The 26465-nt window shown below is 54.4% G+C and carries 22 protein-coding genes and 1 pseudogene; 13 read left to right on the forward strand and 10 right to left on the reverse strand.

What is annotated here, in order from left to right:
• Positions 1 to 162 precede the first annotated feature (162 nt).
• From B4056_RS08015 to B4056_RS08025, 3 genes are all read left to right on the forward strand, one after another.
• Positions 163 to 1053, forward strand: a complete 891-nt coding sequence (locus tag B4056_RS08015) for an oxidoreductase (protein WP_113655244.1) — start codon at positions 163 to 165, stop codon at positions 1051 to 1053.
• Positions 1054 to 1431: 378 nt separating this feature from the next.
• The gene (gene proP, locus B4056_RS08020; protein ID WP_094110856.1) at positions 1432 to 2865 is read left to right on the forward strand and encodes a glycine betaine/L-proline transporter ProP; all 1434 of its coding nucleotides are present in this window, start codon (positions 1432 to 1434) and stop codon (positions 2863 to 2865) included.
• Positions 2866 to 3005: 140 nt separating this feature from the next.
• Positions 3006 to 4283 (forward strand): MFS transporter, encoded by a 1278-nt coding sequence (locus B4056_RS08025; protein WP_288654352.1) that lies wholly within the window; start codon positions 3006 to 3008, stop codon positions 4281 to 4283.
• A 115-nt stretch (positions 4284 to 4398) separates the two neighbouring features.
• Here the strand turns inward: B4056_RS08025 and B4056_RS08030 are convergent, their stop codons facing one another.
• Positions 4399 to 4608, reverse strand: coding sequence for a CsbD family protein (locus B4056_RS08030; protein ID WP_065647325.1), 210 nt, complete (start codon positions 4606 to 4608; stop codon positions 4399 to 4401).
• A gap of 325 nt (positions 4609 to 4933) precedes the next feature.
• Between B4056_RS08030 and treZ the strand changes: the two genes are divergently transcribed.
• The 5 genes from treZ (at position 4934) to B4056_RS08055 (ending at position 13982) form a co-directional block, all read left to right on the forward strand.
• Positions 4934 to 6718, forward strand: a complete 1785-nt coding sequence (gene treZ / locus B4056_RS08035) for a malto-oligosyltrehalose trehalohydrolase (RefSeq protein ID WP_113655246.1) — start codon at positions 4934 to 4936, stop codon at positions 6716 to 6718.
• Complete coding sequence (treY, locus tag B4056_RS08040; RefSeq protein ID WP_288654355.1) at positions 6715 to 9210, forward strand: malto-oligosyltrehalose synthase; 2496 nt, start codon at positions 6715 to 6717, stop codon at positions 9208 to 9210. The genes treZ and treY overlap by 4 nt, the downstream gene beginning before the upstream one ends.
• A gap of 60 nt (positions 9211 to 9270) precedes the next feature.
• Positions 9271 to 11346: a glycogen debranching protein GlgX gene (glgX, locus tag B4056_RS08045; protein ID WP_094110852.1), complete on the forward strand. Its 2076-nt coding sequence runs from the start codon at positions 9271 to 9273 to the stop codon at positions 11344 to 11346.
• A gap of 176 nt (positions 11347 to 11522) precedes the next feature.
• The gene (locus tag B4056_RS08050; protein ID WP_094110851.1) at positions 11523 to 13130 is read left to right on the forward strand and encodes a methyl-accepting chemotaxis protein; all 1608 of its coding nucleotides are present in this window, start codon (positions 11523 to 11525) and stop codon (positions 13128 to 13130) included.
• A 507-nt stretch (positions 13131 to 13637) separates the two neighbouring features.
• The gene (locus B4056_RS08055) at positions 13638 to 13982 is read left to right on the forward strand and encodes a hypothetical protein (protein WP_071668292.1); all 345 of its coding nucleotides are present in this window, start codon (positions 13638 to 13640) and stop codon (positions 13980 to 13982) included.
• A gap of 34 nt (positions 13983 to 14016) precedes the next feature.
• On the opposite strand, the gene B4056_RS08060 is transcribed toward B4056_RS08055, so the two are convergent.
• Complete coding sequence (locus B4056_RS08060; protein ID WP_094110850.1) at positions 14017 to 14223, reverse strand: type II toxin-antitoxin system MqsA family antitoxin; 207 nt, start codon at positions 14221 to 14223, stop codon at positions 14017 to 14019.
• 317 nt (positions 14224 to 14540) lie between these two features.
• On the opposite strand from B4056_RS08060, the gene B4056_RS08065 reads away from it, so the two are divergent.
• Positions 14541 to 15149 (forward strand): NAD(P)-dependent oxidoreductase, encoded by a 609-nt coding sequence (locus B4056_RS08065; protein ID WP_094110849.1) that lies wholly within the window; start codon positions 14541 to 14543, stop codon positions 15147 to 15149.
• A gap of 23 nt (positions 15150 to 15172) precedes the next feature.
• On the opposite strand, the gene B4056_RS08070 is transcribed toward B4056_RS08065, so the two are convergent.
• Positions 15173 to 16054: a LysR family transcriptional regulator gene (locus tag B4056_RS08070; protein ID WP_094110848.1), complete on the reverse strand. Its 882-nt coding sequence runs from the start codon at positions 16052 to 16054 to the stop codon at positions 15173 to 15175.
• Between the two features lie 137 nt (positions 16055 to 16191).
• Here B4056_RS08070 and B4056_RS08075 point away from each other — a divergent pair, with 137 nt between their 5' ends.
• Positions 16192 to 16668 carry a glutathione peroxidase gene (locus tag B4056_RS08075; protein ID WP_094110887.1) on the forward strand — a complete coding sequence of 159 codons (477 nt, stop codon included), beginning with the start codon at positions 16192 to 16194 and terminating at the stop codon, positions 16666 to 16668.
• A 74-nt stretch (positions 16669 to 16742) separates the two neighbouring features.
• Here B4056_RS08075 and B4056_RS08080 read toward each other — a convergent pair whose 3' ends face one another.
• A complete protein-coding gene (locus B4056_RS08080; protein ID WP_094110847.1) occupies positions 16743 to 17858 on the reverse strand; it encodes an FAD-dependent monooxygenase in 1116 nt (371 codons plus the stop codon).
• A 103-nt stretch (positions 17859 to 17961) separates the two neighbouring features.
• On the opposite strand from B4056_RS08080, the gene B4056_RS08085 reads away from it, so the two are divergent.
• A complete protein-coding gene (locus B4056_RS08085) occupies positions 17962 to 18870 on the forward strand; it encodes a LysR family transcriptional regulator (RefSeq protein WP_169713296.1) in 909 nt (302 codons plus the stop codon).
• 110 nt (positions 18871 to 18980) lie between these two features.
• On the opposite strand, the pseudogene B4056_RS08090 reads toward B4056_RS08085, so the two are convergent.
• The 4 genes and pseudogenes from B4056_RS08090 to B4056_RS08105 form a co-directional block, all read right to left on the reverse strand.
• A pseudogene (locus B4056_RS08090) lies at positions 18981 to 19324 on the reverse strand (cupin domain-containing protein).
• 696 nt (positions 19325 to 20020) lie between these two features.
• Positions 20021 to 20311 (reverse strand): SMP-30/gluconolactonase/LRE family protein, encoded by a 291-nt coding sequence (locus tag B4056_RS08095; RefSeq protein ID WP_223811793.1) that lies wholly within the window; start codon positions 20309 to 20311, stop codon positions 20021 to 20023.
• Positions 20311 to 20784, reverse strand: a complete 474-nt coding sequence (locus tag B4056_RS08100; protein WP_094110846.1) for a DMT family transporter — start codon at positions 20782 to 20784, stop codon at positions 20311 to 20313. Before B4056_RS08100 ends, B4056_RS08095 begins: the two co-directional genes overlap by 1 nt.
• Before the next feature lie 14 nt (positions 20785 to 20798).
• Positions 20799 to 22196 carry an amidohydrolase family protein gene (locus tag B4056_RS08105; RefSeq protein ID WP_071668285.1) on the reverse strand — a complete coding sequence of 466 codons (1398 nt, stop codon included), beginning with the start codon at positions 22194 to 22196 and terminating at the stop codon, positions 20799 to 20801.
• 130 nt (positions 22197 to 22326) lie between these two features.
• On the opposite strand from B4056_RS08105, the gene B4056_RS08110 reads away from it, so the two are divergent.
• Complete coding sequence (locus B4056_RS08110; protein WP_071668284.1) at positions 22327 to 23244, forward strand: LysR family transcriptional regulator; 918 nt, start codon at positions 22327 to 22329, stop codon at positions 23242 to 23244.
• Positions 23245 to 23338: 94 nt separating this feature from the next.
• On the opposite strand, the gene B4056_RS08115 is transcribed toward B4056_RS08110, so the two are convergent.
• Positions 23339 to 24529: a CynX/NimT family MFS transporter gene (locus B4056_RS08115; RefSeq protein WP_094110845.1), complete on the reverse strand. Its 1191-nt coding sequence runs from the start codon at positions 24527 to 24529 to the stop codon at positions 23339 to 23341.
• Positions 24530 to 24615: 86 nt separating this feature from the next.
• On the opposite strand from B4056_RS08115, the gene B4056_RS08120 reads away from it, so the two are divergent.
• The gene (locus B4056_RS08120) at positions 24616 to 25410 is read left to right on the forward strand and encodes an AraC family transcriptional regulator (protein ID WP_071668283.1); all 795 of its coding nucleotides are present in this window, start codon (positions 24616 to 24618) and stop codon (positions 25408 to 25410) included.
• Positions 25411 to 25493: 83 nt separating this feature from the next.
• Here B4056_RS08120 and B4056_RS08125 read toward each other — a convergent pair whose 3' ends face one another.
• Positions 25494 to 26339, reverse strand: a complete 846-nt coding sequence (locus B4056_RS08125) for an MBL fold metallo-hydrolase (protein WP_288654362.1) — start codon at positions 26337 to 26339, stop codon at positions 25494 to 25496.
• Positions 26340 to 26465 lie beyond the last annotated feature (126 nt).

Genomic DNA, 26465 nt, shown 5'->3' on the forward strand with positions numbered 1-26465 from the left:
TTACGTTACTGATTGTCCGATAAAAAAAGGCGACCGCCATAGAGAATTATTTAGAAACCTGTTTTATTACGCTTCAGGCGGCCAACTGCGCGAACGTGAATAATACTTAGCACTTCCCTCTTCTGTTATCAGCAGAATATCAGCCTGAACCGGAGTCTTTATATGTCAGATTACTCCTCTGTCGCACTGCTCGGCCCTGGCGCTATCGGCACCACCGTTGCAGCTGCCCTGTATGAAGCCGGGCGCCCGCCGCTGCTCTGTGGCCGTACGCCCCATGCATGCCTGAGGCTGCGTCATGACGACGGCGAAATCCGGGTGCCGGGTCCGGTGCTGACCGATCCTGTCGCTATCCGTCATGCGGTTACGCTACTGTTTGTTGCGGTCAAAACCACTCAGGTGGCGCAGTGTGCAGGCTGGCTGCGGGCATTATGCAATGAGAATACCGTGGTGTGCGCGCTGCAAAACGGCATTGAACAGCAGACGCAGCTGCAGCCGCTGGTGAATGGCGCGCAAATTATTCCTTCGGTGGTCTGGTTTCCGGCTCAGCGCGAAGCGGACGCCTCTGTCTGGCTGCGCGCCCGGCCGCGGCTGACGCTGCCCGATACGCCAGGCGCAGCACGCATCGTTGCTGCTCTGGCGGGCACGCGCTGCAGCACCGATCTCAGCGCTGATTTTCACTCTGTGGCATGGCGCAAGCTGTTACAGAATGCGGTAGCGGGCCTGATGGTGCTGGCAAATCGCCGGGCAGGCATGTTTAACCGGAGAGATATTGCTGAACTGGCGCTGGCTTATCTCAGTGAAGCACTTAACGTGGCGCGCGCCTGCGGGGCAACTCTAAGTGACAATGTCACACACGAAATATTGGCAGGGTTGCAGAGCGCACCAGCCGATCTGAGCACCTCTATTCTCGCTGACCGGCAGGCGGGTCGACCGCTGGAGTGGCAGTGCCGCAACGGGGTTATACAGCGGTATGGACGCAGCAAAGGCGTGCCTACGCCATTGAGTGACATTATTGTGCCACTGCTGGCGGCAGCAAGCGAAGGGCCAGGATAATTATCCTGACATTAGCTGACAGCAGTTGACGCAGCTGTCAACCAATGACGTTTTTTTGCCCACCGGTATATCACAGAGTAATATCTCTGGTTTACGATATTTCTGCCCAGACAGGCTCGGTGACCAGCATAATATCGCGTCTTATCTCTCTGTAATCTCAATTAACGCGATAACCTGTTATCCCGCCGTCGCGCTTTTTGACAGTTCTTTACTTCAGCGCTACGCTTATTGCCAGTGATATACATCACAAAGTTGCGTAAAGAAAAATTATCTCCTAAGGTGTTCGCCTTTCGGCCTCTTATAGCTTTCTTTTCCACCCTGCAATAACCGGCTGCGAAAGCTATAAGATCGCTTTTATTTCATTGTCAAAGGAAGCCTATGAGCACTGAAACAGTAAATAAACCCGATCTGACCGTTGATGATATTACCGTCATCGACAATAAACTTTTAAAACGCGCCGTCGGCGCAGCTGCTCTTGGTAATACCATGGAGTGGTTCGATTTTGGCGTATACAGCTATCTGGCCGTGATTATTGGTCAGGTCTTCTTCCCCGATGCCAGTAATACCGCGCAGCTTATCGCTTCATTTGGTACCTTTGCCGCCGCGTTCCTCGTGCGTCCGATTGGCGGTATGGTGTTCGGACCGCTGGGCGATCGCTTTGGCCGTCAGAAAGTCCTCGCTTTTACCATGGTAATGATGTCCATCGGCACCTTCTGTATTGGTCTTATCCCGAGCTATGCCAGTATCGGCATTGCGGCGCCGATTCTGCTGCTGGTAGCCCGTCTGGTTCAGGGCTTCTCAACCGGCGGCGAATATGGCGGTGCAGCAACCTTTATTGCCGAGTATTCAACTGATAAGCGCCGCGGTTTTATGGGCAGCTTCCTGGAGTTCGGCACGCTGGCGGGCTATCTGCTGGGTGCCAGCCTGGTAACCGGGATGATTGCGTACCTGCCGCATGATGAGATGATGTCGTGGGGCTGGCGTATTCCGTTCTTTCTCGCGGCACCACTCGGTCTGTTTGGTCTCTATATTCGCCTGAAGCTGGAAGAGACGCCGGCATTTAAAGACCATATGGATCAGCGTGAAGAGATGGAGCATAACAAGCCGCCGCTGACGCTGTGGCAGATGCTGCGTACCCAGAGCAAACCGCTGCTGAAGTGTATCGGGCTGGTGCTGCTGTTCAACGTCTCCAACTATATGCTGACCGCATATATGCCAAGCTACCTTACCGGGATCCTCGGCCTGAGCGAACTCTCCGGCCTGCTGCTGGTGATGGTGGTGATGTTTATCATGATGCCACTGACGCTGATGTGGGGCTACTTTACCGATCGTCTCGGCCGCAAGCCGGTTATCGGCTTTGGCGCGCTGGGCCTGATTGTGCTGGCTATCCCTGCGTTTATGCTGCTGGGTACCGGCAATATGTACTGGGTTTTTGCCGGACTGGCGATTCTGGGTCTGCTGCATACCTGCTTTAGCGGCACCATGCCTGCCACCCTGCCGGCACTGTTTGTCACCGATATCCGTTATAGCGCGCTGGCGATTGGCTTCAACCTTTCGGTCTCACTGTTTGGTGGCACCACGCCGCTAATCACAGCCTGGCTGGTGGATACCACGCACAACAAAATGATGCCTGCTTACTACATGATGGGCGCCGCAGTTATTGGCCTGCTGACGGTGCTGACGCTGAGCGAAACGGCGCGTAAACCACTGAAGGGGTCATCGCCTGCGGTCGCCACCCGTGCGGAAGCGCATCGCCTGATTGATAAACTGCGCCGGCAGCGCAAACACAAAAAGCAGCAAAAAACTGCCTGATACGCTGTCACGCTGGCCACCTTCGGGTGGCCTTTTTTTTGCCTGCAATTGCGTGCGCCTCACAGACACCGCATTGAAATCTATGCCTTAATGCCGCTTTACAGCTCTCTTCTCTACGCTTCTGTCTATAAGGATAGGCTATGCCTGCTCAGATGATGCCAGCGCATCGACGTATTATCGTCGCCGGTTCGGTTGGCAATTTTATCGAATGGTATGAATTTGCCGTTTATGGCTTTATGGCCCCGATTATTGCCAGGCACTTTTTCCAGCTGCCGGATGAGCGTGCCGGCACCAGTATCATCCTGACCTGGGCCGCCTTCGCCGTGGCGTTCTTTTTCCGTCCGCTCGGCGCGATTATTTTTGGCCGGCTGGGCGATCGTCACGGACGTAAACCGGTGCTTATCGGCGTACTGATCATGATGACGCTGGTGACGGCTGCTATCGGGCTGGTGCCGGACTATGCGGCTATCGGTCTTGCCGCGCCGTTAATGCTGACGCTGTTGCGTATTCTGCAGGGCCTGTTTGCCGGTGGCGAGTATGGCGGCGCGGTGTCGCTGATGACGGAAGCCGCCCCGCCAGGCAAACGGGGCCTGTATGGTGCGTGGCAGTCGCTAACGGTGGCGTGCGGCCTGCTGGCCGGTGCGGCGACCGTCGCGCTGATCCCGCTGCTTATCGGTGAAGAGGCGATGTTCGCCTGGGGATGGCGACTGCCGTTTTTGCTGGCGCTGCCGCTGGGAGGCGCTGCACTCTGGCTGCGGGCCGGGCTGGATGAGTCGCCGCAGTTTAACGCTGCGCGGCAGGCTCCGGCGCCGGAACGCGCTTCTTTCACCGCCACATTGCGCGCCATTGCGCTTGCCATCAGCCGCCTGATGGTCTGGTCAGCGGCGGGCTACACCTATCTGGTGATTATGCCAACCTATCTGCAAACCACGCTGCATACCGGCTTTAATCAGGCGCTGCTGATTGCCGTGATCTCAAACCTCGGTTTTGCCGCCACTATTCTGCCCGCCGGCTGGCTGAGCGATCGCATCGGCAGGCGTACCATTATGCTGGTTGCCACCTTTATGCTGCTGATCTTCGCCCTTCCGCTGCTTGGGGTGTTGCAAAATCCCGCTTCCGGGCTGTTAACGAAAGCGCTGGTGGTCTTTGTGGCTGGTGCGCTGGTCGGCATGCTGGCAGGCCCGGGACCCGCCATGCTGGCAGAGATGTTTCCCACGCGGGTGCGGTACACCGGCCTGGGTTTCGCCTATGCCCTCTCAAACGCGTTATTTTCCGGCTGCGCCGGGCTGATTATTTCAGGGCTGATCAAACAAACCGGAAATTCGGATATTCCGGCATGGTACGTGATGATTACCGCACTGATTAGTTTTGTCGCGCTGCTGAGTTTAAATAAAGACGACCATAAGCGGCCATTATAATAACGACTGATGAGTGCCAGCGCAGAAATAGCAGCGGGAGAGGAATAAACGTAGCGGGAAAAGGCGATGTGCTGAAACAAAATATCCCGGCACGAACGTGCCGGGAAGCTGAGACTTACCAGTGATACTTGTTGCTATCTTCCCAGTCTTTCAGCTCTTTTTCTGCCTGGTCTTTACCGTAGCCGTAGCGTTCCTGAATGCGGCCCAGCAGCTGATCGCGTTTGCCGTCGGCAACGTCCATATCGTCGTCAGTCAGCTGACCCCATTTCTCTTTCACTTTTCCTTTGAACTGCTTCCAGTTTCCACTGATGCGATCTTCGTTCATAAGTGCTCTCCTGTTTGACGGTGAAAGCCGTCTGGCTTTATTGGCGCATCGCTTACATGCGTAACCATAACCGTAGCCTATGACGGCAAAAAATAAATGTTTTGCCGCACAAATCGGAAAATTTACTTCTGCAACGACTTTACGGCGCGCCCGGACTTATATTTCCAAATATAGGCTATGATTTTCAGGGTACTCAGCACTTTACCTGAGACCTTTCTTCATTACCGGGGTGATTAGCCTTTTATTTCATAGAGTAAATGATTTCGGGAATGCGAATCGCTTGATGTCGTCCATTGCCCCGCGCGGGGCTTAACGAGGCAATAGAATGGAATCCACAACGTTGGAAAAATCCTGGGGTGCTGAAATCCTGGCTGACGGCACCGTGCGTTTTCGTCTCTGGGCACCGGGTCAGCAGCAGGTAGCCCTGCGCCTGAACGGTACTGATTATCCTATGCAGGCGGAAAAAGATGGCTGGTTTACCCTGTCACAGTCAGGGGTGACGCCAGGTGCAGAATATCACTACGTGCTGGCCGATGGCAGCGTGGTGCCTGACCCGGCTTCGCGGGCGCAAAAAGCAGAGGTTAACGGTCCGTCACTGGTCATCGATCCGCAAAGCTACCGCTGGCAGCAGACCGAGTGGCGCGGACGTCCATGGCAGGAGACGGTGGTGTATGAGCTGCATATCGGAACCTTTACGCCTGAAGGGACCTTTCGTGCAGCTATTGAAAAACTGCCGCAGCTGGCTGAGCTGGGTATCACCATGATTGAGGTGCTGCCGGTGTCGCAGTTTGGCGGTAATCGCGGCTGGGGCTATGACGGCGTCCTGCTCTATGCGCCACACACCGCTTACGGCAGCCCGGATGATTTCAAAGCGTTTGTTGACGCGGCGCATGCGCTTAACCTCTCCGTGGTGCTGGACATTGTGCTGAATCACTTCGGTCCTGAAGGCAACTATCTGCCGCTGCTGGCCCCGCAGTTTTTCCATGAAGAGCGCCAGACCCCCTGGGGGGCCGGTATCGCCTACGATGTGGATGCGGCCCGCCGCTACATCTCTGAGGCGCCGCTCTACTGGCTGAAAGAGTATCGCCTCGACGGCCTGCGTTTTGACGCTATCGATCAGATTGAAGACAGCTCAGATAAACATGTGCTGATTGAAATTGCAGAGCGCATTCGTCATGAAATCCCGGACCGTCCGGCACACCTCACCACGGAAGATTCACGAAACGTGATCTTCCTGCATCCGCGCGATGAACAGGGCAATACTCCGCTCTTCAGCGGAGAGTGGAACGACGATTTCCATAACGCTATTCATGTGCTGGCAACCGGTGAAACTCACGCCTACTACCAGGATTTTGCCGATGCGCCGGAGAAAAAAGTCGCGCGTATTCTGACCGAGGGATTTGCCTATCAGGGTGAGGTCTCGGCCCAGAGCGGTGAGACGCGCGGCGTACCGAGTGCAGGCCAGCCCCCGGTGGCGTTTGTTGATTTTATTCAGAATCACGATCAGGTGGGCAACCGGGCACAGGGCGATCGCCTGATCACGCTGGCCGGAGAGGCGCGTACCAAAGTGCTCTACTCGGCTCTGCTGCTGTCACCGCATATCCCGCTGCTGTTTATGGGCGAAGAATATGGTGAAACTAATCCGTTTCTGTTTTTTACCGACTTTCACGGCGATCTGGCGAAAGCGGTGCGTGAAGGTCGTGCACGCGAGTTTACCGGCCATGCCGGACATGACGATGAGGTGCCGGATCCCAACGCGGAAGAGACATTCCGGCGTTCAAAGCTCGACTGGGCGAAGACGACCAGCTGCGAGGGCAAAGCCTGGCTGGCGCTGACGCGCACGCTGCTGTCGCTGCGTCAGCAGCATCTGGTTCCGCTGCTGGCGACGGCCGGGGGTCACAGCGGTCAGGTACTGGCGACCGGTGATGGCTACGTCGCCGTGCAGTGGCGCTTCCCGCAGGGCACGCTCTCTATGGCTTTTAATCTGGGCAATACTGCTCAGGCACTTCCTGATATGCCAGGCGAAACGCTGTTTGCCTGGCCGCAGGAGCAACATGAACTCGCGCAGAACGCCATTATTGTCCGTCTGGCACCAGGAGCAGCAGCATGACTATCCCGACCTCCACTTATCGCATTCAGTTTCGCAACGGCATGACCTTTGATCGTGCCACGGAACTGGTGCCTTACCTGCAGAAGCTGGGCATCAGCCATCTGTATGCTTCACCCATTTTTACCGCGACGAAAGAGTCAACGCACGGCTACGACGTCACCGATGCCAACGAAATCGATCCGGCTATCGGCGGCAGAGCGGGCTTTGATCGACTGAGCGCAGCGCTGCAGGCCGCCGGCATGGAGCTGATCCTGGATATTGTGCCTAACCATATGGCGGCTTCACTGGAGAATGCCTGGTGGCGTGATGTGATTGAGCATGGACAGGAGAGCCAGTATGCGCGCTATTTTGATATCGACTGGTCGCGCAGACTGACGCTGCCGTTTCTCGGTGACGATTTCGATCGCGTACTGGAAAAAGGTGAGATCACGATTAAAGCCGATCCGCAGAGCGGTAAACCGGCGCTGGCGTATTTCGACAGCTACTATCCGCTGACGCCTGCGAGCTGGCAGGGACGTGAAGCAGAACTGCTGGCGCTGACGGACCCCGCCGCCATTACTCAGCTGCACGAGGAGCAGCCGTGGCAGCTTATGAACTGGCGTGAAGCGCGTAGCGCCCTCTCCTATCGCCGCTTTTTTGAGATCACCGGGCTGGCAGGCGTACGCGTCGAAGATCCGGTGGTCTTTGAGGATTCGCACCGACTTATCCTGTCGCTGGTGCGCAGCGGCGCGGTTAGCGGCCTGCGTGTCGATCACGTTGATGGCCTCGCCGATCCGCTGGGTTATCTGCAGCAGCTCCGCACGGCGGCCGGTGAAGGGTGTTACATCACCGTAGAGAAAATTCTGGCCGACGGTGAACAGCTGCCGGAAGAGTGGTCCGTCTCCGGTACAACCGGCTATGAGTTTATTGCGGCGCTCTCGCATGTGCTGATTGACGATACAAAAATCGACACGCTGCGTCTCGCCTATGAGTCAGCCACGCGCGAGCGCAATGACGTTGAAGCCGGTCTGCGCGCGGCGCGCGAGCTGATGGTTGACCGTAATTTTGCCGGCGAATTCAGCCGGCTGCTCTCGCTGGCAACCGATGCTGCCGGACTGGAGCATCGCAATTTTGGTGAGGCGGAGCTGCACGTGGCGCTGCGCGAGCTGCTGATTGCTTTCCCGGTCTATCGCACTTATGGTCGGGCAGCGGGTATGCCGCTGGTGGGCGAAGAGCGTCTGCTCAGCGTGCTTGAGGGCGTAAAGCATAGCGCGTTCCCTGCTACCCTCAGTTTCCTGCAGGCGCTGCTGCTGGGTGCAGTCAGCGAAGAGGGTGAAGCGCTGGCGGCGGAGTTCCGCGCCCGTTTCCAGCAGCTGACCGGACCGCTGATGGCGAAATCGGTTGAAGATACGCTGTTTTTCCGCAATCACGTGGCGCTTGCGATTAATGAAGTGGGTGCAGAGCCGCTGCCGCACGCGTTCTCACTGGCACATTTTCATCAGGAGATGCAGACCCGTCTTCAGCACCAGCCTGACGCTATCTCCAGCACTTCCACGCACGATACCAAACGCGGAGAGGATGCGCGCGCGCGGCTCTATACCCTGAGCGAAGCGCCGGATGAGTGGGCAGAGAACGTGACGCGCTGGCAGCAGCTTAATCAGGAGCGCGTTCAGGAGCTGGCGGATGGCCCCGCGCCGGAACCCGCCGTTGAGTGGATGCTCTATCAGGCGCTGGCCGGTGTCTGGCCTGCGACGCTGCAGCCGGACGATCGCACCGGACTGGACGCGCTGTGCGAACGCTTTATTCCGTTTGTGGAAAAGGCGCTGCGCGAAGCGAAGCTGCGCACCGACTGGGCAGACAGTAATGAAGCCTATGAAAATGCGGTACTGGATTACGTACGTCACCTGTTCGCTGCAGAAAACGCTGCATTTCTCACGGATTTTGCCCAGGCGCTGCAGCCGTTTATCCGCGCCGGCCTGGTGAACAGCTTTACCCAGACGGTGATCAAACTTACCGCACCCGGCGTGCCTGATATCTATCAGGGCTGTGAAGCGCTCGATTTCAGCCTGGTCGATCCGGACAACCGCCGCGAACCCGATTTTGCAACTCTGGTCAGCCAGCTTGATGCTGACGCCTTCCCTGACTTTACCAGTCAGCAGGGCTGGCTGAGCGGCAGCCTGAAACAGCAGATGGTTATGCGCCTGCTTCACCTGCGCCGCGACCACGCCGCGCTCTTTCGTTTTGGCGACTATGAAGCGCTGGACGCCAGCGGTGAACATGCAGAAAAAGTGGTGGCCTATGCCCGTCAGTCTGAAACGGGTGCACTGATTGTAATTGCTCCGCGCCTGATCTTTGCTGATGCCCAGTGGGCAGACGTCTCGGTTGCGCTGAGCGAAACGCTGTCGCACCGCAAGTGGCTGAACGTCCTGAATGGAGAAACCTACGCTATCACCGACAGTATCGCGCTGGAAAACCTGAATTACAGCGCACCGCTGGTCCTGCTCAGCAGCTAACCCTGACTGATGGAACTGAAGTTATGCCTGCATATCTGTTCACTGAATGGAGAGGATTAAATGTCAAACGGTAAGCCTGTTGAGATTACGGCTGGTACAGGGTATCAGCTCGGCGCTAACTTTGATGGGGAAGGCGTTAACTTCGCCCTTTTCTCCGCACACGCTGAGCGGGTTGAACTCTGCCTGTATGATCCGAGCGGTCAGCATGAGATTGCCCGCTTTGATCTGCCGGAATATACGCATGAAGTATGGCACGGCTATGTGCCCGGCCTGCAGCCGGGTGCGCTGTATGGCTATCGCGTGCACGGCCCTTATGATCCGGAAAACGGTCATCGCTTTAACCCGAACAAACTTCTGATCGATCCGTATGCGCGGGAACTGCAGGGCGATATCGACTGGAACGAAGCGCATTTTGCTTACGAACTGTTGCATGAAGATAAAGATCTGACCTTTGACAGCCGCGACAGCGGTCCGTTTACGCCTAAATGCCGGGTGGTAAACCCGAATGAGTTTGACTGGCAGGATCAGAACCGGCCTTCCATTCCCTGGTCTCAGACGCTGATCTATGAAACCCACGTTAAGGGCTTCACACAGCTCAACCCGCTAATCCCGGAAAACATGCGCGGCACCTACGATGGCATGGGTAATAAAGCCACGGTGGATTACATCAAAAGCCTGGGTATCACGTCAGTAGAACTGCTGCCGGTACACTGGTTCCCGGACGATCAGCATCTGCTGGACAGAGGCCTGAAAAACTTCTGGGGCTACAATTCGCTGGCGTTTTTTGCACCCGCTACACGTTATTTTGGTCCGCGCGGCATTCAGGGCTTTCGCGATATGGTGCGCAGCTTCCATGATGCCGGCATCGAAGTGATCCTCGATGTGGTCTACAACCATACCGCTGAAGGTAACGAGCTTGGCCCGACGCTCTCCTTTAAGGGTATCGATAACTTCTCTTACTATCGCACCCTGCCGGACCAGCATCGTTACTATATCAATGACACCGGTACCGGAAACACGGTAAATACCTCGCATCCGCGGGTACTGCAGCTGGTGACTGATTCGCTGCGCTACTGGGCAGAATCGATGCATATTGATGGCTTCCGCTTCGATCTCGGCACCATCCTCGGCCGTGAGCCGGAGGGCTTCGATCAGCGCGGCGGTTTCTTTGACGCGGTAACGCAGGATCCGGTGCTGTCTAAACTCAAGCTGATTGGTGAGCCGTGGGACATCGGCCCTGGCGGCTATCAGGTTGGTGGCTTCCCGCCGGGCTGGGCGGAGTGGAACGATAAATATCGCGATACGGTGCGTGAATACTGGAAAGGTGACAACGTCTCGACGGACTTCGCCGCGCGCCTGCTCGGTTCCGGCGATCTCTACGATCAGCGCGGTCGTCGTCCGTGGGCCAGCGTCAACTTTATTACCGCCCATGACGGGTTCACGCTGAATGACCTGGTTTCCTACAACGAGAAACACAACGACGATAACGGCGAGGATAACAACGACGGTCATAACGATAACCGCTCATATAACTACGGTGCTGAAGGCGCAACCGAAGATGAGGGAATTGTCGCCGTGCGCGAACGTCAGAAACGCAACTTCCTCGCCACGCTGCTCTTCTCCCACGGTACGCCGATGCTGCTTGCAGGCGATGAGTTTGGTCGCAGCCAGATGGGCAATAACAATGGCTACTGTCAGGATAGTGATATCTCCTGGCTCCACTGGGAAAACCTGCCGCCGTCGGCTGACGCGCTGCGTGAATTTACCAAACGCGTCATTGCCCTGCGTGCTAAACAGCCGCTGCTGCGCCGCGAAAGCTGGCGCGACGGCATGGACATCAAATGGTTTAACGCCGGCGGTGGTTTCCAGCAGTCGGAGCAGTGGGAAGAAGGCTCCACGCTGGGCGTCTATATTGGCCGTCCCGATCTGCAGCCGGAAGAAGGCATCTGGCACGACGTGCTGATGCTGTTTAACCCGTTTGAAGGCAATGTGCCGTTCCGCATTCCGCAGTTTGGTGAAGGCGGCTGGGTGCTGGAGCTGACCACGTCAGAGACCGCCAATGAGGGCCTGGTCATCACTCAGGAGCAGGATTTCGAACTGGAAGGGCGCAGCCTGGCGCTGTTCCGCCGTCCGTAACCCATTCCCCCGCGGAGCCGATCGCCGGCTCCGCATTTTTACCCGCCTGATGCACTAACTGTTAACGCCGTCACGAAAAAATCCTTAACTATTTTATCCTGCTGCCGATGAACCTCCATCGACCCTGCTTTTTGTGTGCCTTTGCGCCGGGGTGTAACGCTATTAAGGATAATAATATGACCATCTCGCAACGCCTGCTGCTCACGTTTTCTATGCTGTTCGGCGCGATTATTCTACAGGCTCTTCTGGCTATCTCCCTGCTCTCAGGCTTTCAGGAGCGCTTTGAATTCGTCCAGGACAATGCCATCCCTTCAATAAAAGATCTCAGTGAGCTGGTGGATCAGAGCAATCAGCTGGCGTTGCTGCTCTATAAGCATCAGTCTCAGCCTGATGAGCGCGCGCTCCCGGTAGTGGAAAGCAGCATTCATCAACAGCTCGGGCTGCTGAAAACGCATACCGATTATTATCTCGCGCATGAGATATCGAGCGAGGAGGATAAGCGCCTTACTGAAGTCGCCTACGCCAGCCTGCAACGCGTTAACGACCACCTTCCGGCATTTCTCAGCGCCTCCCGTCAGCATCAAAACGCGGTCAGCCTGGCGTTGATTGAAGGCGAACAGGGGATCGGCGCCGCTATCCGGGAGCTTATCCGCGGCTATCAGCAGCAGCTGGAACTGAACATCACTATCAGCAATACGCTGCGCGCTGCCAACCGCGCAACATTCCATAATGTCCTGTGGGCCACCATCGCCGGCGTGGTCGCGACGGTCGTTGTTTTTGGTATCTTCGCGACCCTGACAGTGCTGCGCATTCGTCGCAGCCTGAGCCACGCCGGTCAGGTCATGCTGCGCGCCAGTGATAATCTCGATCTGACTCTGAATGCTGACGCTACGCGCCGCGATGAGGTGGGTAATATGGCTCAGGCATTCAACACGCTGATAGGTAACGTGGCCACCTCACTGTCGGCGGTGCAGCACGCGTCCCGTTCGGTCAGCGGAGCAGCGGCAGAAATCAGCGCCGGTAATCAGGATCTCTCGGCACGTTCAGAAGAGCAGGCGGCTTCGCTGGAGCAGACCTCTGCCAGCATGACCGAGCTGGGCGAAACCGTACGCCAGACGGCTGATAACACCCGTCAGGCCAGCAGTCTGGCAGAACATGCCAGTACGCTGTCGGAACAGAGTAGCCAGTCACTCACTACCCTGCTCACCACCATGGGTGATATCCGCAGCAGCTCACGCAGCGTCACCGAGATTGTCTCGCTGATAGAAGGGATCGCTTTTCAGACCAATATTCTGGCGCTGAACGCTGCTGTTGAAGCCGCTCGCGCCGGCGAACACGGCAAAGGCTTTGCCGTTGTTGCCGGTGAAGTGCGGAACCTGTCGCAGCGTTCAACGTCTGCGGCACGGGAAATTAAAGTGCTGATTGAAAACGCACATCGCCTGACTGAAGCCGGGGCCGCACAGGCCAGCCACGTCAGCCAGAATATGCAGATAATGAATGATGCCATTCATCAGGTCAGCGCTCTGATGGGCGAGATTGCCGCCGCCGCCGTTGAGCAGAGTCAGGGCATAATGCAGGTTCAGCAGGCCGTCAATCAGATGGATGACGTAACGCAGCAGAACGCCGCGCTGGTGGAGCAGGCTTCTGCCGCCTCGCAGTCCCTGCAGGATCAGGCAGAGATGCTCAGCCAGCTGGCGGCGAAATTTATTCTCACCGCCGAGCCTGAAACCGCCCCGGCAGCGACCGGCGACTCAGCCGCAGCACCGGCATTCGCCTTTTCATAATACGGGAGCAAACCGGCGCAACCGTTTCTGCAGCGATCGGATGCGCGCCCTGTTCATCTCCTCTGGCGCCTGCCCGCGACGACGGGCAATGGCGGCAGAGCGATGCGGTTACGTCACTTCTGCGTTGATATCTGAAACGTTCAGAAACGCGCCGCAATAAAAGTCACGATCGTTTCGGGCAAAGAATAATCTTAAAGTTAGCTTAAGACTAAGACTGTAATCTGTTGAGTGCGCACTGCACATGCGATGCACGCGCGTACGAAGATGGTAATTTCTGGAATAATTTGCCCGCCCTGCGCGGGTTTTTTTAAGTCAAATTTGCACTAATCCCCGATAAAGCCACCACGCTTCGCTTTTTATCAGTGCCACTCTAATATGAAGGCGGCGATAACGTTTGTGATCATCACGCCTGCACGCTTTTTTTGCCTGCAAAAACAGTACCTTTACGCACCGGAGAGATAGCCTATGCTGGCTGCACAATAAAATTCCACGTTAGAGGGATCTGTTATGTTTGCTGCGTCCGTACCCTGCACCAAAGAAGTCATGCCGTTGTATCATGAGATCATTGATACCGTTAATCTGAACGGCGTACGCTGCCACATCATCTATAACAGCGTGGCACCCAGCGTCAGCGTAATAGTGGCGGAGGTAAGCGAAATGCAGCATCGGGTGCTGGCTGTGCTAGAGCTGGAGCGCGTGAATGGGATTAATACTCTGCTGCGCATCAAATCATTTAGTACGGCGTCTGAACAGAAGCTGGCTGGCACTATCGTAATTGAACCCTGCGGCCTGGCTGCAGCCCTCTATAAAGCGCTGACAATAAAAAAGCATATTACGCTGACAGGATTGTAAGGCATGAAGCGCCCGCAGCGTGCGGGCTCTTCTGTCACTTTGTATCAGCTGCCGCAGCTTCCCGCGCATTAACCTTTTCCAGATATGAATCAGCCTCAGCCTTATCCATAATCACCTGGGCGCAGGCCATGCAATGGCTGCCTTTAACATCGGGTACGATGTCATCGGGATTACCTGTATTGAGCGGTACATCTCGCGTGTCGTAAACAAAAGCTTCTGAGCCACATGCCGGACATTTCATGCTATTTCTCCCTTTTTAAACCGGTGAAACAATCATAGCTGACAGACCTCAACCCGGCTGGCAACGGCTGACCAAATTATGCGGCGTCAGCATCACTATCCTGAGACATCGTCACCAGATTCGATAATTTCAGATATTTCACACTCTCGTTTAATCGCCCGCAACGCCCTGCCCCGGCTTAAGCGTAAACAGGTGATTCGCTCATTTTATGCAACAGTTTGTCCCCTGTAGTGCTGTTTATCCCTTTGCAGCGTACAGATAGAGTGTGTGTTATCAGCAACGGCCTCAGAGGCCCGATAACACTCAGGAGCAGCAAAATGAAAATTGCATTGATTGGCGCATCCGGACAGGCGGGTTCCCGCATTCTTCACGAACTGACTGCACGCGGCCATACCGTAACGGCTATTGCGCGCAATGCGGATAAGATTGCGCCAGCTGAAGGCGTTATTCCGGCCGCGGGTGATATCAACGATCCGCAGGCGCTGGCAGAGGTGCTGGCCGGGCACGATGCCGTGATCAGCTCAGTACACTTCAGCGCCAGCGATCCCGATAAACTGATAGACGCGGTAAAAGCGTCAGGTGTAAAACGCTATTACGTTGTTGGCGGCGCAGGCAGCCTGGAAGTTGCGCCAGGCGTAAAAGTGATCGATACCCCCACCTTCCCGGAAATGTACAAAACGGAAGCTGAGGCGGGCGTGCGCTTTCTGGAAAAACTGCGTGCGCAGCATGACCTTACCTGGACCTTTCTTTCGCCATCCGCCCTGTTCACGGCGGGCGAACGCACCGGTAAATTTCGCCTGGGGAAAGATACGCTGCTGACCAATGAGCAGGGTAGCAGCATTTCGTTTGAAGATTACGCCATTGCGATGGCTGATGAGATTGAAACCCCGGCGCACGCTAACCAGCGCTTTACCGTGGGTTATTAATGGTCGAAGCGCAGAGACGCACCTCAGGGCAGCCTGAGGTGCTTGACCAGATAGTCGATCAGTACGCGCTGCGCCTGCGGCATCTTTTTCTGCGTGAGATAGACTGCACTGACCGCCAGCCGATTGGGTTCATATTCCGGCAGCAGCCTGACTAACCTGCCCGCTGCAATCTCCTCCTGCACGGCAAACAGCGGGAGCACAGCCATTCCGCCCCCCATTTTTACCGCTTTCAGCAAAATCGCTGCTTCATTGGTGCTGATACTGCCTGTTACGGGCAGGTCGATAACTTCATTTTCATGATGAAACCGCCACGCATGACCAAAACAGCTATAGGTCAGACAGTTATGAGCCTGCAGCTCGCGCAGGCTGCCGGGGGTGCCCTGTTTATCCAGATAGGCTTTGCTGGCGCACAGCACTGAGGAGCAGTATCCGAGGTGACGCGCGTAAAGCGCCGGGGCGAGTGTGGCGGCGATGCGGATAGCCAGATCGATCCCCTCTTCTGCCAGATCAAGCGACCTGCCTGTAACCTGCAGAGTAACCTCTATTTCCGGGTAGATTTGCAGAAAATCGATCAGCATGCCCGTCAGGCAGCACTCGGCCAGCAGGGCGTCAGCGGTGACTTTCAGTTTACCTCTCGGTACGGCAGTGATCCCCGGCCCCATCGCGGTAAGTCCGTCGACGAGCGTCCTGATCTCCTGACACAGCAGCAGTGCCTGCTCGCCGGCGACGGTCAGGCTGAGTTTGCGTGTCGTGCGGTGCAGCAGACGCGAACCTGTCCACTCCTCCATCAGCGCAATGTAGCGTGATGCCATAGCCCGCGACAGGCCCAGATGCTCTGCCGCCGCCGTTATGCTGCCTCGCTTTGCCGTCTCTGCAAAGACGATAAGCGCTGTGATCCTGTCCATTCACTCACCTCGTGCAACAATGCACCTGAAGTATGCCTGTTTTACTGTTGCGGCGTCTGATTATCATTAACAGCAGTAAACCCTGCAGGATGTTGATGATATCATCGCAGAATCTGTTGAGATCTGAGGCCACCCGCATGACCGTTTTTTACCAATTCTCCGCAACCCGCCTGCAGGGTGAGCCGGTTTCAATGTCTGACTACGCCGGTAAGCTGGTTCTGGTGGTGAATACCGCCAGCCACTGCGGGTTTACGCGCCAGTATGCGGGCCTTGAAGCGCTCTGGCAGAAGTACGCGGCACAGGGGCTGGTGATACTCGGTTTCCCCTGCAACCAGTTTGGCAAGCAGGAGCCCGGCACTGCCAGTGAGATTGCGCAGACGTGCCATATTAACTACGGGGTAAGCTTCCCGATGTTTGAAAAAACCGAGGTTAACGGAGCCGCAGCACATCCGCTGTTTGATTATCTTAAGACGGAATTACCTGGCCTCGCGGGCAGGCGAATCAAGTGGAACTTTACGAAGTTTCTCGTCGGACGCGACGGCCAGCCGTTAAGACGTTTTGCCCCCATCACCTCACCGGAAAAAATAGAAGCGGCAATCATTGCGGCGTTATGACGGTATAACTTCGCCCGTTTGCTCTTAGCCTGACCTGCAACCCTACCGCCTCTCTTTGATCTGGTTTCAGAGGGCTATAGGTTTAAACCCTGCATCCAGAACTGACTGAGTTGTGCAACGGAAACAGTGGATGCAGGCAGCAGGGGTTCGGGTTGTTCAGAAAAAATTTTCTTCGCTAATTGCCTTCCCACCAGCTGCGCTGCGGCAGTTTTACTGTGTCTCTGGTGGTAAAAGTGTTGCAGAGCAATGACCGGATCCTCTATCTCTTCCAGTATACATGTCAGACGCCATGCATCTTCCAGCGCCTGACACGCTCCCTGCCCGGAGGTGGGCAGAGAAGCATGAGCCGCATCCCCGATGAGTAAGACATTATCTTTATGCCAAAAAGGAAGCGGATCGACATCATGCACCAATATACCCTTCACAGATGCTCTGTCGCATGACAGTAACACCTTCCGCACCGGCTCAGGCCAGTCCTGAAAGCGCTGATTTAGCTCATCGTACCAGTATGCCTGAGAAAATTTATTATCAGCAGGCGTGTTCCAGGCCCCTGCCCAATAGCACCACTCATTCTTTACCGGAACGATTCCAAAACGCTCACCCTGACCACGGAAATCATCGATCGCATTGTTCAGGAGGCACTTTGGCTGTCTTGCCACCCCGATTACATTCACAAAACCATGATAACGAGGTGTGACTTCTTCCGAATATAATGCCTGGCGGACAACCGAATTCATGCGACCGTCCGCGCCGACGACCAGATCAAACGCCTGGCTTAGCTTCATTACGTCCGCTGCACTGATTGCTCGATTGAACGTAATCTCTCTGCCCAGACTCGCAAACGCACTGGCCAGTAAGCCCATCAGCTCACGCCGTAACACTGTCACACTCGGAAAACCACAAAGTGAATTTACTGCTGAAATGTCGAATTGCGTCTGGAGGCAACCATTTCTATCAAACTGGCGCATCATGCACGGTACACCTCCTGTCTGTTTAATTTTTTCGTCCAGACCCATCTTATGCATGACGAACATGGCATTGGGCCATAATGTCACGCCTGCGCCCATGTCAGACACGTTTCTTCCACGCTCAAACAGGCTGACCTGATGGCCCTGTCGGGTCGCGAGTATGCCAAGTGCCATTCCTGCAATGCCGGCACCGACGATGGCAATTTTCTTAGGTCTGGTCATCAATATTCTCCTTGTACGAAACGGAATAAAAATTGTAATGACCTTCTGATTGTTGATAAATACAAAGCTATAGCTTTGTTAATCTCATTTTCCGGGATAATTGATGATTGAAAAATGTGAATTGCAGTGGTTGATCAGCTTTCAGGTTGTTTATGAAAAGCTGAGTTTTAAGCGCGCGTCAGAGCAGCTTCAGTTGCCATCGTCTAATGTCAGCCGACATGTGGCTTTACTGGAACAACTCCTTCATGTGCGTCTGCTGGAGCGTACAACGCGCAGAATAATGCCAACCGCAGCCGGCAGACAGCTATATCAATCCATTACTCCGCTGACTCACGGATTAGATCATGCTTTGCAAGAAGCTGCCCTGTCTGGTGATTCACTGACAGGGCACCTGAAGATCATTACACCAGATCTGCCATTCATGGCAGATATCCTCGCTGACTTCTGCATCAGGCATCCTCAAATCCAGCTCAGCTGTGACACGCAATTGGATCCAACAGAAGGCCTGCTGGACGGCTTTGATCTGATATTACGCTTTGGGCGTGGGCCACTGAAGGACTCCAGCTGGGTTGCGAGGGAGATCCTTCGCTGGCCGAGCTGTGTGGTCGCGGCCCCGACACTTCTGGAACGTTATCCCTTACCGCAATCTATTGATGAACTGACCAAACTCCCCTGCATTACCAGTATGTCGGTACTTCAGGGAATGCCGTGGAGATTTGAACACGGCCATACCGTTCAGGTGCAGTCCGGCTACAAGGTGAACAGCGGACAGATGGCTAAAGCCGCTGCAATGAAAGGAGTGGGTTTTGCCATTTTGCCTCATCATGCCTGTGAGTCAGAAGTGAATAACGGTTCCCTCGTTAAAATCACCTGCAACCGCCAGCCCGAAGATTTGGTGCTATATGCGCTCTATTCCGGCAAAAAATACCTGCAGATAAAAGTAAAGGCGTTTCTGGAACATCTGCAACAGGCTATTGCTCCACTGGATATACACAGTAAGAAAAAACCATGATTGACCTGGCAATTCACTATTCTGGCTGAAATGAAAAAAGTGCGGCAAAAGGGTTTGAAGAAATGGCTCGGCGGTGTTTTGAGCAACGCAGCCAGACACTCTTCGTTAAATTACTGCCCGGTAAGGTCTGTACGATCTCCACGCAGTGTTGGATGGGAGATGACGATAAACTCGACCGCAGCATCAGTGCCATTTCTGGCCTGATGTTTTGAGCCAGGGGGAATCTCAATGCCCTGCTGAGCAACGATACGATGCTCTTTCCCTTCCAGTTCCATGGTCAGAACCCCATCCAGAACGAAAAAAAACTGCCTGGATATGGAGTGTTAGTGTCGCTTTTCACACGTTTTTGGGGCATCTTTTCATGAATAACCAGCATATCTTGTCTGTTTACCAGATACCAACCATCGCACTTATCACCCCATACATAATGCTCAGCATTAGACTTAGAAATCATGGATTATTACCTGTTGCTCGCTTAAGAATTTCCGACCTGATGAGTTGTTATACTTTGAGAACTCTTCGATTCGCAACAGAGACGTTAAGTTAAGTTTGGATAACAGGCTTGTACAAGACCAGTAAGCAACAGCCCTGAAGGACAGACTCGCCGCTTCTGCTGAAGCGTTGACGCTGTGTTCACTTTGACAGAGTACTTTGGTAACGGTTTTGGCAGCCTGGTTATCAACGCTATCTAAAATGAGGCACGCAGACAGGCGTTGGAGACATTAGCCTTATTTTCAGCGTCGAATGCACAATCTTTTTATAAAAACGCGGCCTTACTCTTGTCAGAAAAAGTCTCTTCCCATCAGGTCTTACCCGGACAGATCTGCGCTGTATGGATATAGTTAGCAAGCTATAATATAGCTGCGTAATGTATGTTCGAATCGGGATGAGAGGCGGCGGCGCTGAAAGCTGCGGGTTCAGCAAACAGGCAGCGGACACCGCTTCGCTATACGTTAACGGGTTTCTCATGAGGCGGGACTCAGAGGCCGATTCATAACAGCATGATTATATTTAATAGGGCAAAGCTACCCGTTTGTCACGATCCTGACGTCCGCTTCTCGCTCAAAGCGAGTTTTTTAATGCCGCCCGTCCGCTTTGTGCCAGAAGCGGATATTGCCTTTGAGCCTGAACTGTCAAAGTTTTATCAGTATCAAAGCTGATGGAATGTATGTGCAGCAAAGCGGTTTTCAGATAATCCGGGGCTGACATCAGATTTAGCTTTGAGCAGTACACCGTCATATTCAGACTGCACAGTAAGTCCCACAGAAGCAGTGGTGCAATAGAGACGGGTAAACCTCTCACCGGCAAGTGTCGGGCAGGTGCACTGGATCCCAGGTGAGGTCAGAATAGTGTCGGTGGTCCCATCCGGGTGGTAACGGATAACACGGTTCCCTCCCCATTCAGCATTCCACTGCGGGTTGCTAAACGTGAATAAAGGCATTACTGCAGAAAACGTGCAGAGAGCCGGTCGCCGAAAAGCATGATGGCGAGCCCGGTCAGCATGACCAGCACTCCTCCCAGCTTCAGCAACGAGACTGGCCGCCTTACCGCGCCCATCAGGGCAAAATGGTCGATGATCTGCGATGAGAGTAGCTGTCCGACAATCGCCAGTCCAAGCAGGGCTGAAAAACCAATTTTGGGTGCGAGCACGACATAGCTGAATAATGCACAGGCACCGATCAGTCCGCCCGCCAGGCTCCACACAGGCTGCGAAGGAATAGCTGCAAGGGAGATGAAGAGCCCCCCACGCAGCAGCGAGTATATTCCGAGGCTGAACGCTCCGACCGTAAAGGAAAACCACGCGGCGGTGACAGGATCCCCGCCGAGCCCTTTTGCGAGCTGACTGTTCAGGGTCGTCTGAAGCGTAATCCCCAGACCTGCCGCAAACGCTATCACGTAATAAATCGCGCTCATGCTGTCTGTCTCTGTCAGTTTGCCTGAACCAGCGGCAGGAATTTTTCCGCAAAGATGTCTGGCTGATACCCTGCTGCGGCAAAAAGGTGCTCACGTGATTCATCGATGGCGGCGCGAAGGTGCTTGCTGTCCACACCCAGCACTTTGCCGTTTTGCTTGACGATGCGCCCGCCAATCATCACGGTATCAATGTTGCTGCGTTCAGCAGCATGTACCACCGTGCCAAACGCATTTCCGTTGGGATAAAGGTTGAGGTCAGCCGCGTTAATCAAGATCAAATCTGCCTGTTTGCCTGGCGTCAGGCTCCCGATTTTATCCTGCAGCCCGGCACAAACCGCGCCATCAACGGTTGCCGATTTAAGCAGCTGCGCAGCCGGAAGCGTTGTCAGCGAATGTCCGGAATCACAGCAGTGCTGCTTATGCATACCCATCACACGCTGCAAATAGAACGCCACTCGCATTTCCATAAACATGTCGGTGCTGTAAGACGTTTCATTGTCCACGCTAAGGCCAGGATTGATGCCATGACGCTGCGCGGCTTCAATGGCGAACATCCCGCTTTCGATCCCATAGTGCGAATCTGAGCGCGGGCAGACGTTGACCCGGACACCGGCGGCGCGCAGAATCTCCCATCCCTTATCAGGCAGGGCTGTGCAGTGGTTGAAAATATTGTCCGGGCCAAGCAGACCCTGCTGATGCAGTGAATCGAGTTCGGAGGCCATTTCAGCACCAAAGAACTCGGTGACAATCGGCAGCCCCAGCCTGCGGGCCTCAGCCCACAATTCCGGCTCCAGCTGGGCCATGACGCCCAGCGTCACAAGACTCTCAGGATTATCCCTGAAATATTTTTCCTGCAGACGCTGCCAGTTGCCAGGCCAGTGCGCCTTATCCCATTCACCGGCCACCGGCGCGCCGGAAGCATGGATAGCGCGAATACCGGCATCAAGCAGGGCTTCAACGGCGGCATCGGCGTGTGCTGCGGTCCGGCTGTTGTGTGAGTTATCAATCATCGTGGTGATACCCGCATCAATCGCGCCCAGCGCCGTCAGAAGATTACCGACATAGATATCTTCCGGGCGGTAATATCTGGCGAATGAAAAGTGCGTCGCATTGCTATAGTCGTCCAGACAGGTTGCGTTAGGGTTGATGCGACGCAGCTGACCTTCCCAGGCGTGACGATGAGAATCGACCATCCCCGGCATGGCAATCATATTTGTGGCATCAATGACGTGAGCACCTGGTGCGTCAAGGTTCTGACCCACGGCGGTAATCGTTGAGCCGTTGATGAGGATGTCACCGCGCTCCATGTTGCCGACGCTCTCGTCCATACTCAGTATCGTCGCGCCACGAATCAACGTAGCCTGTAACGTGACATTCTGATTGTTAACAATATTTCTGATGTAATCGGTCATTAACCCGCCTCTTTCCTAATCAATAAGGAAACGATACGCGACGCTATTAACCTTAAAAAGATGTCTAAACCGTTTTTATCATTCATAATTCGCGAATAATCAGACTCAGTTTTTACTCAGGGAAAGGATGATGGATCGGATTCAGGCTATGCAGATTTTCATGCGGATTGCTGAAGCCGGAAGTTTTGTGCGCGCGGCAGAAACGCTGTCACTGCCTTCTTCGACTGTTACCAGCACGATCAAAAACCTGGAGAAGTACCTGCAGGTACGTCTGCTGAACCGCACGACAAGACGGGTCAGCCTTACTCCTGAAGGTCTGCAGTATCTGGCGCAATGCCGGGAAATCCTGTCGCTGATTGAACATAGCGAATCCAGCCTGAGTGATTCCATCAGCCGTCCCCGGGGGCGGCTGCGGGTTGATATGCCTGGTGGGATCGCCCATTTCATCGTCATGCCAAACCTGAAAAACTTTTACCGGCTTTATCCGGATATTTACCTGATGATTGGTGTGAGCGATCGGCAGGTCGATCTTGTGCAGGAAGGGGTGGATTGCGTCATACGAACCGGTGAATTAACTGACTCTACATTGGTTGCCCGTCCGCTTGGCCGGTTTCGCTGGGTGACCTGTGCCTCACCGGACTATCTCAGGGAGTTCGGTGTTCCTGAAACGCCTGAAACGTTGTCACAGCATCGGGCGATTCATTACTTTTCCGGTTCGGGAAGACGCACTAATGAACTGCGTTTTACACAAGGCGCTGAGACCCTCTCTGTTCCGGTGGAGGGGAATGCAGCCGTCAACGAAACGGGACTCTACATTAGACTGTGTCTTGAGGGATTTGGGCTGGCACAGCTTGCTGAGAATGTGATTTCGAAGGATCTGCAGCAAGGCAAACTGGTCGAAGTTCTGGCGGACTGGCAGCCCCCCTCCGTGCCGGTGACGATGCTCTATCCGCATCAGCGTTTTCTTTCTCCCGCCGTGCGTGCTTTTGCTGACTGGGTTTCCGGACTTTTTAACGAAGGCGCAGGTGAGAAGCAATCTTTCCGGTAAAAGAGGGCGCCGGTAACAGGAAGCGCCTTTAGAACAATAATCAACAGCACCCTCAGCAGAGGACCCGATCGTTTCCCCTGCTGTATCGGTGAATTTAGCCCGGCTGCTGTGCAGGTTCCAGGTGAGCGTTGCGTCCGGCAGCCATTCCGGTGCAGGCGCCTGCGACTGCGATTGCTGCGGTCATCAGTAATGGCATCGTCCAGCCTCCGGACAGCTCCTGCACTTTGCCCAGCAACAGCGGTCCCATCGCCGCCATCAGATAACCGACACTCTGTGCCATGCCTGACAACGCGGCAGCATCATCGACGTTTTTAGTACGCAGTCCGATGAAGGTCAGACCCAGCATCATGCTGGCACCTGAGCCGAAGCCGAGAAGCCCCGCCCACAGCATGGCCAGATTCGGCAGATACAGGATGCCGATAAAGGACACCGCGGTTAACAGGCTGACGCCAGCAGCAGCTAATTTCTGATCGTTAAGACGACGCAGCGTGGCTGCCAGAATCAGGCCGGGTATGGCAGTGGTCAGCTGAAGGATGCCGTGTACCTCACCAGCCTGAACGGAAGAGAGTCCACTGTCCGTCAGAATGGCAGGCAGCCAGCCGACCGCCACATAAAACGGCATCGCATTCAGGCCCATAAACAGGGTGACCTGCCATGCCAGAGGCGAGCGCCAGACCGCGACGGTCGCTGCTTTTTTCTCACCCGCTGCTGGCAGCTGATGCTTCTTCGCTAACTGGGGCAACCATAAAAACAGCGCAAAGAGTGGTGCAAAAACCAGCATGGCTAACGCGATGTTCCAGCCCCAGCGCTGCGTCAGAGGAATGACAATGGCAGAGCCAATGGCACCAGCCGCGCCCATGGTGATGGAATAGGCCCCTGTTACGGAAGCCATCCTGTCAGAAAAGTCACGCTTGATAAGGCCAGGCAGCAGGACATTGCCCAGGGCAATCCCGATACCTATCAATACTGTTCCGGCATAAAGCGCCCAGACACTGGCTGTGGAGCGAAGCAGAATGCCCGCTGAAATCACGATCAGGGCACCAAAAAGGGTTCGTTCCAGGCCGTACTTGCGGGAAATGGATGCGCTCAGGGGGGAAAAAGCGGCAAAGGCCAGCAAAGGCAGCGAGTTAAGTAACCCAATGGCTGTGATACTTAGCCCAAAATCATGGCGAATGGACTCTAAAACGGGTGCGATAGCGGTAAAAGGAACACGCAGGTTAATGGCGATAAAGAGGATGCCGGTCACAAGTATGACAAAAGACCACTTGTTCGTAATGCGGGACATAGATTCTGCTTTCTCTAAAAAAAGAAAGACTTTAAAGGAGGTATAAGTTACAGAATATAGATAACCTGACAACATATAACTAAATCATGCCAGTTAATAAAAAACCGGTGACCTCACCGGATGAGTTTGATGCTGATGCTTTCAGTCAGGCTGCGGTCGCCCTGCATGTATTATCGTCTGGCGAGTATGCCGGGCAGAGTCCACACGCTCACCGTAAAGGACAACTTATTCTCGCTTTACGCGGTGCAGTAAGCTGTGAGGTTCAGGATGCGCTATGGATTGTTCCGCCGGGACATGCTGTCTGGGTACCGGGAGAAATACCTCACAGTTGCCGGGTTACGAAGAATGCGGCCACCTGCTTTTTGTTTATCGAACCCGGCGCGGCAGCGATGCCGGAAACCTGCTGTACCCTTGCCATTACCCCTCTGGTCCGCGAGCTGATTCTGTTTCTGGCAGAGCAGGAACATGCTTATTTACCTGACGATAAAACCGCGAGGCTTGCAGCGGTACTGCTGGAACATATACCGGATGTGCCGGTTAAAGCGCTTCACCTGCCTGTATCCGACCATCCTAAAATCCGGTATATGGCTGAGGCACTTTTTAATGTGCCTGATGACCGGAGAACGTTAAAACAGTGGGCTGCGGATCTTGCAACCAGCGAACGATCTCTTGCCAGACTGGTCAGAGACGTGACAGGAATGAGCTTTGGTCGCTGGCGTCAGCAGTTGCACTTAATGATTGCTCTAAGCCATCTGGCAGAAGGTCAGTCCGTGCAGCGCGTAGCTGGAACGCTGGGATATGATTCGGTCAGCGCATTTATCACAATGTTCAGAAAAGCACTGGGGAAATCGCCGACACACTATTTTTCGTCTCTGAACTAATGCAAAAAAACACCAACCAGATTTATATAAACAACGTCAACGTCCGATTTTTGCTTAAAGCGGACAGGGAGTGACCTGTATTTTTATTCCTGATGTAACCTGCAAAGCAGATACCCATCTCCAGACCGCTGGAAAAAGCAGAATCCTGTCTGGTTCAGATGCATACCGGCAATAATCAGTTTGTCATCCACGGCCTGTTGCAGCGCTTTTTTCCTTGTCTCTTCAGCCTGTAGAGGATTGACATCAAACATGATTGAAACAGCGGGAACTGCTGACTGAATATAGGGAAAATGAACGACATCTCCCCATATTAACACCGCTTTTTTATCGGAATGAATATGAAATCCGGTGTGTCCTGGGGTATGGCCTGGTAGCCATACAGGGCGAATGCCCTGCACAACTTCATTTTCATCAAGCAGGCGTATCTTCCCGGCATAGGCGGCCAGGACTTTTCGGAACAGTGCAAAATTATGTTTGCCGCGCTCACTGGCTCTCTGTAGTTTTTCATTATCCTGCCAGTGCGCAATTTCAAGGGGATGAATATAGAGATCAGCTTTTTTATATACCGGCTCTCCGTTTTCATGCAGCAGACCGCCGATATGATCGGGATGACCGTGCGTCAGTAATATCCTGTCTACGACATCAGGCAGAATGCCGAGCATCGTCAGCTTCTCCTTAAGCCTCCCACCCACGTTGTTTTGCCCGCCAGCGCCCGCATCTACCAGAATAGTGTGTCCATATCCACGGATGAGATAACCGTTAATATGGATATCACCCTGTCTCTCAATCCCGGCAGCGCACTGGATACTTGCAGCCTTTGCGACGTCAATACCTGAAAGAAGATCAAGCGTGGCCGCCATAGTGCCATCGCTCAGCGCAATAACCTGATAACCGCCAACCTGACAGGTCGGGAAACTATCACCGTGCATACATACCTCATAATAGTGCTGGCAGGCGCCCGCTTGCCTGATGTGTTTTCATCATGCTAAGCAACTGTTTTCCTGATTTAAATCGAAATTAATTCACTGATTAATGATATTTTGTCACTGTAAAGA

It is taken from the genome of Pantoea sp. UBA7232, assembly GCF_002473195.1.
Classification (GTDB): domain Bacteria; phylum Pseudomonadota; class Gammaproteobacteria; order Enterobacterales; family Enterobacteriaceae; genus Pantoea; species Pantoea eucrina.